Raw genomic sequence first — 15,417 nt, 5'->3', positions numbered from 1 at the left:
TTTATTGGTTCGATACTCGCGCAATTTTTCCTTGTTCGATATACACAAGTAAAATGGAAATATCAGCTGGATTTACTCCGGAAATACGGGAGGCTTGCCCCATAGACAGAGGACGAACATCTTTTAATTTTTGTCTCGCTTCAGAAGCGATTCCAGAAATCGCATCGTAATCAATGTCGACCGGAATTTTTTTGCTTTCCATTTTCTTCATACGTTCTACTTGTTGTAAGGATTTTTCAATATATCCTTCATACTTAATTTGAATTTCTACCTGCTCTGCGATTTCATCGTGTATTTCCACTTCGCTTGGCGCAAGCGCACGAATATGTTCATACGTCATTTCCGGACGACGTAGTAAGTCACTTGCACGTATTCCATCCTTTAATTCACTTCCACCAACACTGCGAATTAATTCTTGCACCTCGGGGCGCGGTTTAATAATAATGCTTTCTAAACGCAATTTTTCTTGATCAATCTGTTCCTTTTTCGAACTAAAACGCTCATAGCGTTCTTCTGGAATTAAGCCGATTTCATGACCAATTTCCGTTAGACGAAGATCCGCATTATCATGACGTAATAATAAACGATATTCAGCTCGGGATGTTAAAAGGCGATATGGTTCGTTCGTTCCTTTTGTCACAAGGTCATCAATTAAAACACCAATATAAGCATCTGAACGACCTAAAATGACCTCTTTTTTCCCTAAAGAGCGGCACGCTGCGTTAATTCCAGCCATAATTCCTTGCCCTGCTGCTTCTTCATAACCAGACGTACCGTTAATTTGACCCGCTGTATATAAATTTTTAATTTTTTTCGTTTCAAGTGTCGGCCATAGCTGCGTTGGTACAATTGCATCATACTCAATTGCATAACCTGTGCGCATCATCTCAACATTCTCTAAACCAGGAATCGTTTTAAGCATTTCACGTTGTACGTCTTCTGGTAAGCTTGTTGACAGGCCTTGTACGTATACTTCCTGTGTATTACGTCCTTCCGGCTCTAAGAAAATTTGGTGGCGTGGTTTATCGTTAAATCGCACCACTTTATCTTCAATGGAAGGACAGTAGCGTGGACCTGTTCCTTTAATCATACCAGAATACATAGCTGAACGATGCAAGTTTCGATCAATTAAACGATGTGTCTCTTCACTTGTATACGTTAGCCAACATGGAATTTGATCCATAATAAATTTTGTAGTTTCAAAAGAAAACGCACGTGGTTTTTCATCACCCGGTTGAATTTCTGTTTTACTATAATCAATTGTATTGCTATTTACACGAGGAGGCGTACCTGTTTTAAATCTGACAAGGTCAAAGCCAAGTTCCTCTAAATGCTCTGATAATGTGATAGAAGGTTGCTGATTATTCGGACCACTTGAGTATTTTAAATCACCCATGATAATCTCACCACGTAAGAATGTACCAGTTGTAATTACAACTGTTTTTGCTGTATATTCAGCTCCTGATTGCGTAATTACGCCTTTACATACCTCATCCTCAACGATTAGGCGTTCTACCATTCCTTGACGTAATGTTAAGTTTGGTGTTTCTTCAATTGTTTTCTTTAATTCGTGTTGATATGAAAATTTATCCGCTTGTGCACGCAGAGCGCGTACAGCTGGACCTTTCCCCGTATTCAACATACGCATTTGGATGTGTGTTTTATCAATATTACGTCCCATTTCGCCGCCTAATGCATCAATTTCACGTACAACAATCCCTTTTGCTGGTCCACCAACAGAAGGGTTACACGGCATAAAAGCAACCATATCTAAATTAATTGTTAACATTAATGTTTTCGAGCCCATTCGTGCTGCTGCAAGACCAGCTTCACATCCTGCATGACCTGCACCGATTACTATGACATCGTAAGAACCGGCATTGTATCCCATTATTTATTCCTCCTAAGATCATCTATCCTTCTAAAATACCTATGTGTTATTTTCCTAAACAAAATTGAGAAAACAATTGATCAATTAGACTTTCATGGACAGTATCACCAGTAATTTCACCAAGTATTTCCCACGTTCTTGTTAGATCAATTTGCACCATATCAATCGGAACACCGTTCTCTATTGCATCAATAGCATCTCCAATTGTCTTTTCCGCTTGTGTTAATAAACCGATATGCCTTGCATTAGAAACATACGTCATATCTGCTGACTCAATTGTTCCTTCAAAGAATAAATCTGCTATAGCCTTTTCTAGCTCATCTACACCTTTTTCTTCAATTAGCGACGTTGTAATGATACGATTTTTACCCGCTAATTCTGTAACACGCTCTATATCAATTTGCTTTGGTAAATCTGTTTTATTTACAATAACAATAAAGTCTTTTCCTTGCACCGCACGGAATAATTCTTCATCTTCAGGCGTTAATGCTTCACTATAATTTACTACAATTAGAACTAAATCTGCTTGCTCCATCATCTCTTTTGAGCGCTCTACGCCAATTCGTTCAACAACATCTTCTGTTTCACGGATCCCGGCAGTATCAATAAGTTTCAATGGTACACCACGTACATTAACATACTCTTCAATTACATCACGCGTTGTTCCTGCTATATCCGTTACAATAGCCTTTTTCTCTTGAACAAGACTATTTAATAACGAAGATTTTCCAACGTTAGGTCTTCCGATAATTGCTGTAGCAATTCCTTCTCGTAAAATTTTCCCTTGCTTAGATGTCTCCAATATTTTTTTAATTTCTCCGCGAACATTTGTAGCTTTGTCAATTAAAATATTGTGTGTCATTTCTTCGACATCATCGTATTCTGGATAATCTATATTCACTTCTACATGAGCTAATGTTTCTAAAATTTCTTGACGAAGTCGACCAATTAATTTGGATAATCGTCCTTCCATCTGATTAATTGCTACACTCATCGCTCGATCCGTTTTCGCACGAATTAAATCCATTACAGCTTCCGCTTGCGATAAGTCAATACGCCCATTTAAAAACGCGCGCTTTGTAAATTCACCAGGCTCTGCCAAACGTACTCCTTGAGCCAAAATAAGTTGTAATACTTTATTTACAGAGACAAGACCACCGTGACAATTGATTTCTACAATATTTTCACGCGTAAATGTCTTTGGCGCCCGCATAATTGATACCATTACCTCTTCGATTACTTGATCTGTATCTAAATCAACAATATGACCGTAGTGAATCGTATGAGAAGAAACTGTCGTTAAATCTTTCCCTTTAAAAATGCGATTGACCTTTTCAATCGCATCCTCTCCACTTACTCGAACAATGGCAATTGCCCCTTCCCCAAGTGCCGTGGAAATTGCAGCAATTGTATCAAAATCCATGTCCTTTCACCTCACTTGTTTATTTCTCTATATTTCAACATGATTTTTACCTTCACTAAACTATTAGGATACCATAACGAACCTATCTACAAAAGAATAATAACTCATTTTATTATGTCCTCATGTGAAAAACACTAAACTTATTCACAGTGGATAAGTTTAGTGTTTTTCAGTTATCCACAATTCACTTTTTTTCATACTGCCACAAAAAAACCGGCACTCATATGAGTAACCGGTTATTTGGAAGATATTACAACATGTCTGTGTGGTTCTTTACCTTCAGAAGTTGTAATTACATTTGGATGATTAGATAGTGCTTGATGAATAATTTTTCTCTCAAAAGAGGGCATAGGTTCTAACACAACATTTTTTTTCGTTACCATTACTTGTTTTGCTAACCGATAAGAGAGCGATTCTAATGTATCTTTTCTCTTACTACGATAGTTTTCGGCATCAATTGTGACGCCGATATATTGCTTTGTACTACGATTTGCAACAAGCTTTGTTAAATATTGTAAAGAGTTTAATGTATGCCCTCTTTTTCCGATCAATATCCCTACATCTTTCCCAGAAAGTGTAAATTCAATTTCTCGACCTTTTACATTTTTCGTAATCATCACATCCACACCCATTTCCTGAACAACACTTTGGAGGTATTGCTCCGCTTCTTGGATAGGATCTTTTTTCACTACAACTTCCACGATAGCTGGACGATTCCCTATAAAACCTAGAAATCCTCTCTTACCCTCATCAATCACATTCACATCTACTTGGTCCCTTGAAACTTTTAATTGTCTTAAAGCATCTTGTACTGCCAGCTCGACTGTTTGTCCTTTAGCAGTAATTATACTCACTTGCTTGATCCTCCCGCCTTACTAGCCTTAATTTCTGGCCCTTTGATCATATACATTTGAGCGATACCAAAGATGTTACCAACTACCCAGTATAGAGATAATGCTGCCGGGAAGTTAATTGCAAATATTAAAATCATAATTGGCATAAGCCATAGCATCATTGCCATTTGTGGATTCTGTCCAGCAGTTCCTGCCATAGCAACCTTTTGTTGAATAAACGTTGTGATTGCCGCAACAACTGGAAGGATATAGTACGGATCTGCCTGTCCTAAATCAAACCATAAGAATGTATGTTTACTAATCTCTTCCGTTCTCATAATTGCATGATAAAATGCAAATAAAATTGGCATTTGAACAAAGATTGGTAAACAACCAGCTAACGGGTTTACACCATTCTTTTGATACAACTGCATCATCTCTTGTTGCAGTTTTTGTTGTGTTGCTTGATCTTTAGAGCTATATTTCTCTTTTAATTTCACCATTTCTGGTTGTAGTGCTTGCATTGCCTTCGTACTCTTCGTTTGTTTAATCATTAATGGTAATAATGCAAAACGAATAATAAGAGTCGTAACAACAATCGCTAAACCATAATTACTACCAAATAAGTTTGCAAAATATGTGATTAACTGAGAAAGCGGGTATACGAAATATTCATTCCAAATCCCTGTGCTTTTCGGTGTAATCGGCTGATTCACTTCACTACAGCCCGCAGTGATCGCCATTAAAGCAATAACCATAGCTAGTAAGCCTATCTTCTTTTTCACAGCCTGCTCCTCCTTGTTTCGGTATGTATATAGTGTAATTCATTTCCCTTTTCCTACGCTACTTGTTTGTAATTTTAATACCAGAGCGCTTAAAGGCATGAATTAAGCTTTTCTTTAATTGTTCATATGTCATATCTGCACAAGGCTTCCTTGCTATTATAACAAAATCTTTTCCAGAATCTATCTCATCTTTCAATTCTGCAATCGATTGGCGAATCATACGCTTAATTCGATTACGCACTACTGCATTTCCTAACTTTTTGCTAACGGAAAGACCAATACGAAAGTATGGTTGCTCTGCTTTATCAAGCTGATATACCACAAACTGACGATTTGCATTTGATTTTCCATTTTGAAAAACAGCCTGAAATTCATCATTTTTTTTTATACGATTCTTTTTCTTCATATCAATTGACACTCCTGTATTTCATCAGCGGAAATTCATTATTACTAGAAAAAAAGACCACTGAACGATCAGTGGTCTACGCAGATAATACTTTTCTTCCTTTACGACGACGAGCTGCTAGCACTTTACGTCCGTTCGCTGTGCTCATACGGCTGCGGAAACCATGTACTTTGCTGCGCTTACGTTTATTTGGTTGGTAAGTTCTTTTCATTATATGACACCTCCCTGAGGAATATCTGTTAAAGACAGTCTTATAAATTATAGTTAATCAACTAGGAAAATGTCAATGGTTCTCCAAATTTTCATCAAATATTCATTTTGAACCTATTCACAATTTTTTTCACAGCCGTTTTATTTATTTGTGGATAACGAATTTTTCACTTTTTTATATCCACAAATTATTTTTTCACTTTTACACAGTATATCGTATTGTGGACAAGTTTATTCCACAAGGTATTGATTTTGTGGATAACTTTCTGAAATTCATTGCTATCGCTATCTTTTTTTGATATTATAGTTGTGTTTTCACCTTGAACAAGTTTTCCACATCTGTATTTTATCCACAAATTGTGCATAACATGTGGACAGTTATACTCACATGTGGGTAAATAGTTGTCCACATCTGTATTTTTTGTCGAAAACTCTATCTCGTATACAAACGACGTTTTTAGGTTTTAAAATACGTTTCGTATAAATATACATTATCTATTTTTAAGGTTGTACAATCGTTGCACAACCTTATTCTTTTACCATCTTTGTAAAGGAGGGACACCCTTGGAAAATATCTCTGATTTATGGAATAGTGCTTTGAAAGAACTAGAAAAAAAGGTTAGTAAACCAAGTTATGAGACATGGTTGAAATCAACCAAGGCACACGCTTTAAAAAAAGATGTATTAACGATTACAGCTCCAAATGAATTTGCTCGTGACTGGCTAGAATCCCATTATTCGGAGCTCATTTCAGAAACACTCTATGATCTAACAGGAGCAAAATTAGAAATTCGCTTTATTATTCCCCAAAGTCAAACTGAAGAGGAGATTGACTTTCCTCCTGCTAAAAAGAAAAGAATAAATGATGAGTCTAATCACTTACCACAGAGCATGTTAAATCCAAAATATACATTTGATACATTTGTTATTGGCTCTGGGAACCGTTTTGCTCATGCAGCTTCATTAGCAGTTGCTGAAGCACCAGCAAAAGCATATAACCCACTATTTATTTATGGAGGAGTCGGACTTGGAAAAACGCACTTAATGCATGCAATTGGACATTATGTCATTGAGCATAATCCGAATGCCAAAGTCGTTTATTTATCATCAGAAAAATTTACAAATGAGTTTATTAACTCCATCCGTGATAATAAAGCAGTCGATTTCCGTAATAAATATCGTAATGTCGATGTCTTACTTATAGATGATATTCAATTTCTTGCTGGGAAAGAACAAACACAAGAAGAATTCTTCCATACATTTAATGCATTACATGAGGAAAGCAAGCAAATTGTAATCTCAAGTGACAGACCGCCAAAAGAGATTCCGACATTAGAAGATCGCCTTCGTTCCCGTTTTGAGTGGGGGCTTATTACAGATATTACGCCGCCAGATTTAGAAACAAGAATTGCGATTTTACGAAAAAAGGCGAAAGCGGAAGGCCTTGATATTCCAAATGAGGTCATGCTCTATATTGCAAATCAAATTGACTCGAACATTCGTGAATTAGAAGGTGCACTTATTCGAGTTGTTGCTTATTCATCTCTAATAAATAAAGACATCAATGCCGATTTAGCTGCTGAAGCACTTAAAGATATTATTCCAAATTCTAAACCAAAAATTATTTCTATTTACGATATTCAAAAAGCAGTCGGGGATGTTTTTCAAGTTAAATTAGAGGATTTTAAAGCAAAAAAACGCACAAAATCAGTCGCATTTCCTCGCCAAATCGCAATGTATCTATCACGTGAGTTAACAGATTCATCTTTACCTAAAATTGGCGAAGAATTTGGCGGACGTGACCATACAACCGTCATTCATGCGCACGAAAAAATTTCAAAACTATTAAAAACTGATACACAACTTCAAAAACAAGTTGAAGAAATTAATGATATTTTAAAGTAGTAGCTGAATAGTGTGAATAACTTTGCTGGTTTTACACACAGTCTATCCACATGTAGATAGACTGTTTTTCCGTCTTTAAATAGAGTTATCCACATATCCACAAGCCCTATTACTATTACTACTATTTTTTATCTTTATTTAATAAATAAAATTCTATACTTGCCGGAGGTTTTCGCTATGCGTTTTACAATTCAAAAAGACTACCTTGTAAGAAGTGTACAAGATGTAATGAAGGCCGTTTCCTCTCGTACAACAATTCCCATTCTTACAGGAATTAAAGTTGTAGCAACTGAAGAAGGTGTTACATTAACAGGAAGTGACGCTGATATTTCGATTGAATCTTTTATCCCAGTTGAAGAAAACGGAAAAGAAATTGTTGAAATTGCACAATCAGGGAGTATTGTTTTACAAGCAAAATATTTTAGTGAGATCGTAAAAAAATTACCAAAAGACACAGTAGAAATTTCTGTGGAAAATCATTTTATGACAAAAATAAAATCTGGAAAATCAGAATTTAATTTAAATGGTTTAGATTCTGCTGAATATCCATTATTACCGCAAATTGAAGAACATCATGTATTTCAGATTCCTACAGATCTACTAAAACACATGATTCGTCAAACCGTATTTGCTGTTTCAACTTCAGAAACTCGTCCGATCTTGACAGGTGTAAACTGGAAAGTATATAACAGCGAGCTGACTTGTATTGCAACAGATAGTCACAGACTAGCACTTCGTAAAGCGAAGATTGAAGGGCATACAATTTCTGATGAGTTTCAAGCAAATGTTGTTATACCTGGTAAAAGTTTAAATGAACTGAGCAAAATTTTAGATGAGTCTGAAGAAATGGTAGATATCGTTATTACGGAGTATCAAGTATTATTCCGAACGAAACATTTATTATTCTTCTCAAGATTGTTAGAAGGGAATTACCCAGATACAACACGTCTAATCCCGGCAGAAAGCAAAACGGACATCTTTGTAAATACAAAAGAATTTTTACAAGCAATTGATCGTGCTTCTTTATTGGCAAGGGATGGTCGCAATAATGTTGTGAAATTATCAACGTTAGAAGAGCAAATGCTAGAGCTTTCTTCAAATTCACCAGAGATCGGGAAAGTAGTAGAGGAAGTTCAATGTGAGAAAGTAGAAGGGGAAGAATTAAAAATCTCCTTTAGTGCAAAATATATGATGGACGCATTAAAAGCATTAGACAGTACAGAAATTAAAATTAGTTTTACTGGGGCTATGAGACCGTTCTTAATTCGTACAGTAAATGATGATTCCATCATCCAATTAATTTTACCAGTTCGTACTTACTAAGTGAGAGGTGAGGGTTGCTAGTTTTAATATGCTAGTGACCCTTATTTGATTTTAGAGGATGTGCAAAAAGTTCGGTACTCATGTAGTTCCAGCTACAATCCGTACTTTTACGGGTATTACTTTCCTAATGCTAGTTTATTTAGTACAATGAAAGAATGAACACTTTCAGAAAGTGAGCGATTTTATGAAACGTATTAAAATTTCAACTGAGTACATTACACTAGGACAATTTTTAAAATTAGCTGATGTGATTGATACAGGCGGTGCTGTTAAATGGTTCTTACAAGAGTACGAAGTGTATGTGAATCAAGAACTGGAAAATAGAAGAGGCCGAAAGTTGTATGCAAATGATATTGTTGAAATTCCGGGAAACGGAACATTTCAAGTTCAAGCATAAAGGGGGAGCCCTTTGTATATTACAGAATTACAATTAAAAAATTATCGCAATTATGAATATCTAGATCTTTCCTTTGAGGATAAAGTGAATGTAATTATTGGTGAAAATGCCCAAGGGAAAACGAATTTGATGGAAGCTATTTATGTATTAGCGATGGCCAAGTCTCATCGAACTTCGAACGATCGTGAACTTATCCAGTGGGATGAGGATTATGGTAAAATAAAAGGTAGGTTAAAAAAGCGAAACAGTTCCTTGTCTTTAGAATTAAATATTTCTAAAAAAGGGAAAAAGGCAAAATTAAATCAACTAGAACAACAAAAGTTAAGCCAATATATTGGTGAAATGAATGTTGTTATGTTTGCCCCAGAAGATTTAAATCTTGTAAAAGGAAGCCCTCAAATACGAAGACGCTTTTTAGATATGGAACTTGGGCAAATAGCTCCTGTCTATTTGTATGAATTAAGTCAATATCAAAAAGTGCTCACGCAGCGAAATCACTTGCTTAAGAAAATGCAAGGGAATAGTAAAAATGAGGAGACGATGTTGGATGTATTTACACTCCAACTCATTGAACATGGTACAAAAATTTTGCAAAAACGTTTTGAATTTCTACATTTACTACAAGAATGGGCTGCTCCCATTCATCGTGGTATTAGTAGGGGGTTAGAGGAACTAGAAATAGTTTATAAACCAAGCGTAGATGTATCAGAATCAATGGATTTGTCGAAAATAAAAGAAGTATACTATGAAAGTTTTCAATCTGTGAAACAACGTGAAATTTTCCGTGGTACAACTTTAATTGGTCCTCATCGTGACGATTTGCAATTCTTCGTTAATGGTAAAAATGTTCAAGTCTTTGGTTCTCAAGGACAACAACGAACAACCGCACTTTCCCTAAAGTTAGCTGAAATTGAATTGATTTATTCAGAGGTTAAGGAATATCCAATCCTCTTATTAGATGATGTATTATCAGAATTAGATGATTATCGTCAATCACATCTGTTAAATACAATTCAAGGAAAAGTGCAAACATTTGTGACAACGACGAGTGTCGACGGAATTGAACACGAAACATTAAAGCAAGCGAAAACAATTCATGTAAAAAGCGGCACGGTAGATTGTGAAATAGACAGAACGTAGTTTCTGTTTAAATGGAAAAGTAGGTGATCTTTGTGTCAATGGAACAAAAGCAAATGCAAGAGAATTCATATGATGAAAGTCAAATACAAGTACTTGAGGGACTAGAAGCAGTTCGAAAACGTCCGGGTATGTATATTGGATCTACAAGTGGAAAAGGTCTTCATCACCTTGTATGGGAAATTGTAGATAATAGTATTGACGAAGCGTTAGCAGGATACTGTGATGAAATTAACGTTGCTATTGAAGAAGACAATAGTATTCGTGTAACAGATAATGGTCGTGGTATTCCAGTAGGTATACAGGAAAAAATGGGACGTCCTGCTGTCGAGGTTATTATGACCGTACTTCACGCTGGTGGTAAATTTGGCGGTGGCGGTTATAAAGTTTCCGGTGGTTTGCATGGTGTAGGTGCATCTGTTGTAAATGCTCTATCAACAGAGTTAGAAGTATTTGTACATCGTGAAGGCAAAATTCATTATCAAAAGTATGAACGAGGTATCCCGGTTGCAGATTTAAAGGTAATCGGTGAAACTGATCGTACAGGAACGATAACTCGTTTTAAGCCAGATCCAGAAATATTCAAAGAAACGACAGAATACGATTTTGATACATTAGCAACTCGTATGCGTGAATTAGCATTTTTAAATCGTAATATTAAATTAACAATTGAAGATAAGCGTGAGAATAAACAAAAGAAAGAATTCCATTATGAAGGTGGAATTAAATCTTATGTTGAACATTTAAATCGTTCAAAACAACCAATCCACGAAGAACCTGTATATGTAGAGGGCTCAAAAGATGGAATTCAGGTTGAAGTTTCCCTTCAATATAATGAAGGTTATACAAACCACATTTATTCATTTACGAATAATATTCATACGTATGAAGGTGGTACACATGAAGTTGGTTTCAAGACGGCATTAACACGTGTGATAAATGATTATGGACGGAAAAATAACATCTTAAAAGATGCAGACAGTAACCTAACAGGTGAAGATGTACGTGAAGGATTAACAGCAATTGTCTCTATCAAACATCCAAATCCGCAGTTTGAAGGACAAACGAAAACAAAACTTGGAAATAGTGAAGCGAGAACGATTACAGAGTCTGTTTTCTCAGAAGCGTTCGAAAAGTTTTTACTTGAGAATCCAAATGTTGCCCGTAAGATTGTAGAAAAAGGAACAATGGCAGCACGCGCGCGTGTAGCAGCGAAGAAAGCGCGTGAATTAACACGCCGAAAGAGTGCGCTAGAAGTATCTAGTTTGCCAGGGAAACTTGCGGACTGTTCTTCCAAAGATCCTTCGATTAGTGAAATTTACATCGTAGAGGGTGACTCCGCGGGAGGTTCTGCAAAACAAGGACGTGATCGTCACTTCCAGGCGATTTTACCACTTAAGGGTAAAATTATTAATGTCGAAAAGGCACGATTAGATAAAATCTTATCTAATGACGAGGTGCGTACGATTATTACGGCGATTGGTACAAATATCGGTGGGGATTTTGACATTGCAAAAGCTCGTTATCACAAAGTTATTATCATGACCGATGCCGATGTCGATGGTGCGCATATTCGTACTCTATTATTAACGTTCTTCTATCGTTATATGCGTCAAATCATTGAACATGGGTATGTATATATTGCACAACCACCATTGTTTAAAGTGCAACAAGGGAAAAAGATTCAATATGCTTACAATGAAAAAGAGCTTGAAAAGATATTAGCAGAATTACCAGCTCAACCAAAACCAGGAATCCAACGTTATAAAGGTCTTGGAGAAATGAATCCAGCTCAATTATGGGAGACGACAATGGACCCAGAGGTACGTTCATTACTTCAAGTTTCGCTGCAAGATGCAATTGAAGCAGATGAAACATTTGAAATTTTAATGGGTGATAAAGTAGAGCCACGACGCAACTTTATCCAAGAAAATGCAAAATACGTGAAAAACCTTGATATTTAAGTAAGTAATGACAGGAATCTGAGTGTTCCTGTCTTCTACATATAAATCAATGTATATGTAACGGAAATGTAAGAGGAGGTGCTGGTTGATGTCAGACAATCAACAACAAGCACGAATTCGAGAGGTTAATATTAGTCATGAAATGCGTACCTCATTTTTAGATTACGCGATGAGTGTTATTGTATCTCGTGCACTACCAGATGTTCGTGATGGATTAAAACCTGTGCATCGCAGGGTTTTATACGCAATGAATGATTTAGGAATTACAGCTGATAAAGCATATAAAAAATCAGCGCGTATTGTCGGTGAAGTAATTGGTAAGTATCACCCACACGGTGATTCAGCTGTTTACGAGACAATGGTACGTATGGCGCAAGACTTTAGTCAACGTTATATGCTTGTTGATGGTCATGGTAACTTCGGTTCTATCGACGGTGATTCAGCAGCGGCAATGCGTTATACCGAAGCAAGAATGTCTAAGATTTCTATGGAACTATTGCGTGATATTACGAAAAATACAATAGATTACCAAGATAACTATGATGGTTCTGAAAGAGAACCAATTGTATTACCTGCGCGCTTCCCTAACTTGTTAGTGAATGGTACAACAGGTATTGCGGTTGGTATGGCAACAAATATTCCACCGCACCAGCTTGGGGAAGTAATTGATGGCGTATTAGCATTGAGTCATAATCCTGATATTACAATTGCAGAGTTAATGGAGTGTATTCCAGGCCCTGATTTCCCTACAGCGGGTCTTATCTTGGGAAGAAGTGGAATTCGAAGAGCGTATGAAACGGGTCGCGGCTCAATCACACTACGTGCAAAAGTTGAAATCGAGGAAAAAGCAAACGGAAAACAAGCAATTATTGTAACCGAGTTACCTTATCAAGTTAATAAGGCGCGATTAATTGAAAAAATTGCAGAGTTAGTTCGTGATAAAAAAATTGAAGGTATTACAGATTTACGTGATGAATCAGATCGAAATGGTATGCGTGTTGTTATGGAAGTACGTCGGGATGCAAATGCGAACGTACTATTAAATAATTTATATAAACATACGGCACTCCAAACAAGTTTCGGTATTAATATGCTATCGCTTGTGGATGGAGAGCCACAGGTATTAAATTTAAAACAGACGCTATATCATTATTTAGAGCATCAAAAAGTAGTAATTCGTAGACGTACTGCTTATGAATTAGAAAAGGCAGAAGCACGTGCACATATTTTAGAAGGATTACGAATTGCTTTAGATCATCTTGATGAAGTAATTACTTTAATACGTAGTTCCAAAACTGCTGATATCGCTAAGCAAGGATTAATGGAACGTTTCGGTTTAAGTGAGAAACAAGCACAAGCAATTTTGGATATGCGTTTGCAACGTTTAACAGGATTAGAACGTGAAAAAATTGAACAAGAATACCAAGACTTAATGAAATTAATTGCGGAATTAAAAGCAATTCTAGCAGATGAAGAAAAAGTTCTTGAAATTATTCGTGAAGAATTAACGGAAGTAAAAGAGCGATTTAATGATAAGAGACGAACAGAAATTACGATTGGCGGTTTGGAATCTATTGAGGATGAAGATTTAATCCCAGAGCAAAATATTGCTATCACACTTACTCATAATGGATACATTAAACGATTACCAGCTTCTACGTATAAAACGCAGAACCGTGGGGGACGCGGTGTACAAGGAATGGGTACAAATGATGATGACTTCGTTGAGCACTTATTAACGACGTCTACACATGATCATATTCTATTCTTCACAAACAAAGGTAAAGTATACCGTACAAAAGGATATGAAATTCCAGAGTATAGCCGTACGGCAAAAGGTATACCGATTATTAACTTGTTAGAAGTAGATAAAGGTGAGTGGGTCAATGCTATTATTCCAATTCGTGAATTTGGTGATGATCAATTCCTGTTCTTCACAACAAAACAAGGTATTTCTAAGAGAACACCTCTTTCATCATTTGCAAATATACGTACGAATGGTTTAATTGCAATTTCTCTTCGTGAAGAAGATGAAGTAATTTCTGTACGCTTAACATCTGGCGATAAGGATATTATTGTTGGAACAAGTAACGGTATGTTAATCCGTTTCAATGAGCAAGATGTGCGTTCTATGGGGCGTAATGCAGCAGGTGTAAAAGCAATTACACTAGGTGATGAAGATCAAGTTGTAGGCATGGAAATTGTTGAAGAAAATATGAATGTTTTGATTGTAACGAAGAATGGTTACGGAAAACGCACACCAGTCGAGGAGTACCGTTTACAAAGTCGAGGCGGTAAAGGTCTAAAAACATGTAACATTACAGATAAGAATGGTAAGTTAGTAGCTGTTAAATCTGTAACAGGCGAAGAAGATATCATGTTAATTACAGCTGCGGGTGTTATTATTCGTATGCCAGTCGATCAAATATCTCAAATGGGACGTAACACGCAAGGAGTTCGTCTAATTCGTTTAGAGAATGAACAAGAAGTAGCAACAGTAGCAAAAGCACAAAAAGAAGACGATGAAGAAGGAAACGAAGAAATTTCTGAAGAATAAGAGTGGGGATTTTCCCACTCTTATTTTTTTTAGAATAATACTTGCGTAGAGTAGAAAAAGTCTATATAATAGGCAGATTCAGCAAATGAGAGATACAAGTTATCTAAAAAAACTTGTTGACGAAAATGATATATTATGTTATATTATAAAAGTCGCTGAAACGCGATGTTGAACTTTGAAAACTAAACGAAACAAACAACGTGAAACGTCAATTTTTATTTTAGATGCTAGACAAACTTTATTGGAGAGTTTGATCCTGGCTCAGGATGAACGCTGGCGGCGTGCCTAATACATGCAAGTCGAGCGAACCGATTAAGAGCTTGCTCTTATGAAGTTAGCGGCGGACGGGTGAGTAACACGTGGGTAACCTGCCCATAAGACTGGGATAACTCCGGGAAACCGGGGCTAATACCGGATAATATTTTGCGCCTCATGGCGCGAAATTGAAAGGCGGCTTCGGCTGTCACTTATGGATGGACCCGCGTCGCATTAGCTAGTTGGTGAGGTAACGGCTCACCAAGGCGACGATGCGTAGCCGACCTGAGAGGGTGATCGGCCACACTGGGACTGAGACACGGCCCAGACT

Annotated in this window: 12 protein-coding genes and 1 rRNA gene; 7 read left to right on the top strand and 6 right to left on the bottom strand. The window is 36.7% G+C overall.

The window, feature by feature from the left end:
* Position 1: 1 nt before the first annotated feature.
* The 6 genes from mnmG to rpmH form a co-directional block, all read right to left on the bottom strand.
* Positions 2–1,891: a tRNA uridine-5-carboxymethylaminomethyl(34) synthesis enzyme MnmG gene (mnmG, locus tag KFD70_RS08905; RefSeq protein ID WP_336451419.1), complete on the bottom strand. Its 1,890-nt coding sequence runs from the start codon at positions 1,889–1,891 to the stop codon at positions 2–4.
* Between the two features lie 46 nt (positions 1,892–1,937).
* Positions 1,938–3,314, bottom strand: a complete 1,377-nt coding sequence (gene mnmE, locus KFD70_RS08900; protein WP_336451418.1) for a tRNA uridine-5-carboxymethylaminomethyl(34) synthesis GTPase MnmE — start codon at positions 3,312–3,314, stop codon at positions 1,938–1,940.
* Positions 3,315–3,550: 236 nt separating this feature from the next.
* A complete protein-coding gene (gene jag / locus KFD70_RS08895) occupies positions 3,551–4,168 on the bottom strand; it encodes an RNA-binding cell elongation regulator Jag/EloR (RefSeq protein ID WP_336451417.1) in 618 nt (205 codons plus the stop codon).
* Positions 4,165–4,932, bottom strand: coding sequence for a YidC family membrane integrase SpoIIIJ (gene spoIIIJ, locus KFD70_RS08890; RefSeq protein ID WP_207995719.1), 768 nt, complete (start codon positions 4,930–4,932; stop codon positions 4,165–4,167). Before spoIIIJ ends, jag begins: the two co-directional genes overlap by 4 nt.
* A gap of 58 nt (positions 4,933–4,990) precedes the next feature.
* Positions 4,991–5,338: a ribonuclease P protein component gene (gene rnpA, locus KFD70_RS08885; RefSeq protein WP_336451416.1), complete on the bottom strand. Its 348-nt coding sequence runs from the start codon at positions 5,336–5,338 to the stop codon at positions 4,991–4,993.
* A gap of 76 nt (positions 5,339–5,414) precedes the next feature.
* Positions 5,415–5,549, bottom strand: a complete 135-nt coding sequence (gene rpmH, locus KFD70_RS08880) for a 50S ribosomal protein L34 (RefSeq protein ID WP_000831901.1) — start codon at positions 5,547–5,549, stop codon at positions 5,415–5,417.
* Between the two features lie 563 nt (positions 5,550–6,112).
* Between rpmH and dnaA the strand changes: the two genes are divergently transcribed.
* The 7 genes from dnaA to KFD70_RS08845 all read left to right on the top strand — a co-directional run.
* The gene (dnaA, locus tag KFD70_RS08875; protein ID WP_174100935.1) at positions 6,113–7,453 is read left to right on the top strand and encodes a chromosomal replication initiator protein DnaA; all 1,341 of its coding nucleotides are present in this window, start codon (positions 6,113–6,115) and stop codon (positions 7,451–7,453) included.
* Between the two features lie 177 nt (positions 7,454–7,630).
* Complete coding sequence (dnaN, locus tag KFD70_RS08870) at positions 7,631–8,776, top strand: DNA polymerase III subunit beta (protein ID WP_336451415.1); 1,146 nt, start codon at positions 7,631–7,633, stop codon at positions 8,774–8,776.
* A gap of 184 nt (positions 8,777–8,960) precedes the next feature.
* The gene (yaaA, locus tag KFD70_RS08865) at positions 8,961–9,173 is read left to right on the top strand and encodes a S4 domain-containing protein YaaA (RefSeq protein WP_003194149.1); all 213 of its coding nucleotides are present in this window, start codon (positions 8,961–8,963) and stop codon (positions 9,171–9,173) included.
* A 12-nt stretch (positions 9,174–9,185) separates the two neighbouring features.
* The gene (recF, locus tag KFD70_RS08860) at positions 9,186–10,313 is read left to right on the top strand and encodes a DNA replication/repair protein RecF (protein WP_336451414.1); all 1,128 of its coding nucleotides are present in this window, start codon (positions 9,186–9,188) and stop codon (positions 10,311–10,313) included.
* Between the two features lie 38 nt (positions 10,314–10,351).
* Complete coding sequence (gene gyrB, locus KFD70_RS08855) at positions 10,352–12,274, top strand: DNA topoisomerase (ATP-hydrolyzing) subunit B (protein WP_431613133.1); 1,923 nt, start codon at positions 10,352–10,354, stop codon at positions 12,272–12,274.
* An 88-nt stretch (positions 12,275–12,362) separates the two neighbouring features.
* Entirely contained in the window at positions 12,363–14,831 is a 2,469-nt protein-coding gene (gene gyrA, locus KFD70_RS08850; RefSeq protein WP_336451412.1) for a DNA gyrase subunit A, read from the top strand.
* Between the two features lie 238 nt (positions 14,832–15,069).
* Positions 15,070–15,417: ribosomal RNA gene (locus KFD70_RS08845) — 16S ribosomal RNA — on the top strand; the annotation flags it as partial.

It is taken from the genome of Bacillus pfraonensis (assembly GCF_050768835.1).
Taxonomy (GTDB): domain Bacteria; phylum Bacillota; class Bacilli; order Bacillales; family Bacillaceae_G; genus Bacillus_A; species Bacillus_A pfraonensis.
The sequence above is the reverse complement of the archived record's forward strand: the minus strand, read 5'-3'. Positions and strand labels throughout refer to the sequence as shown.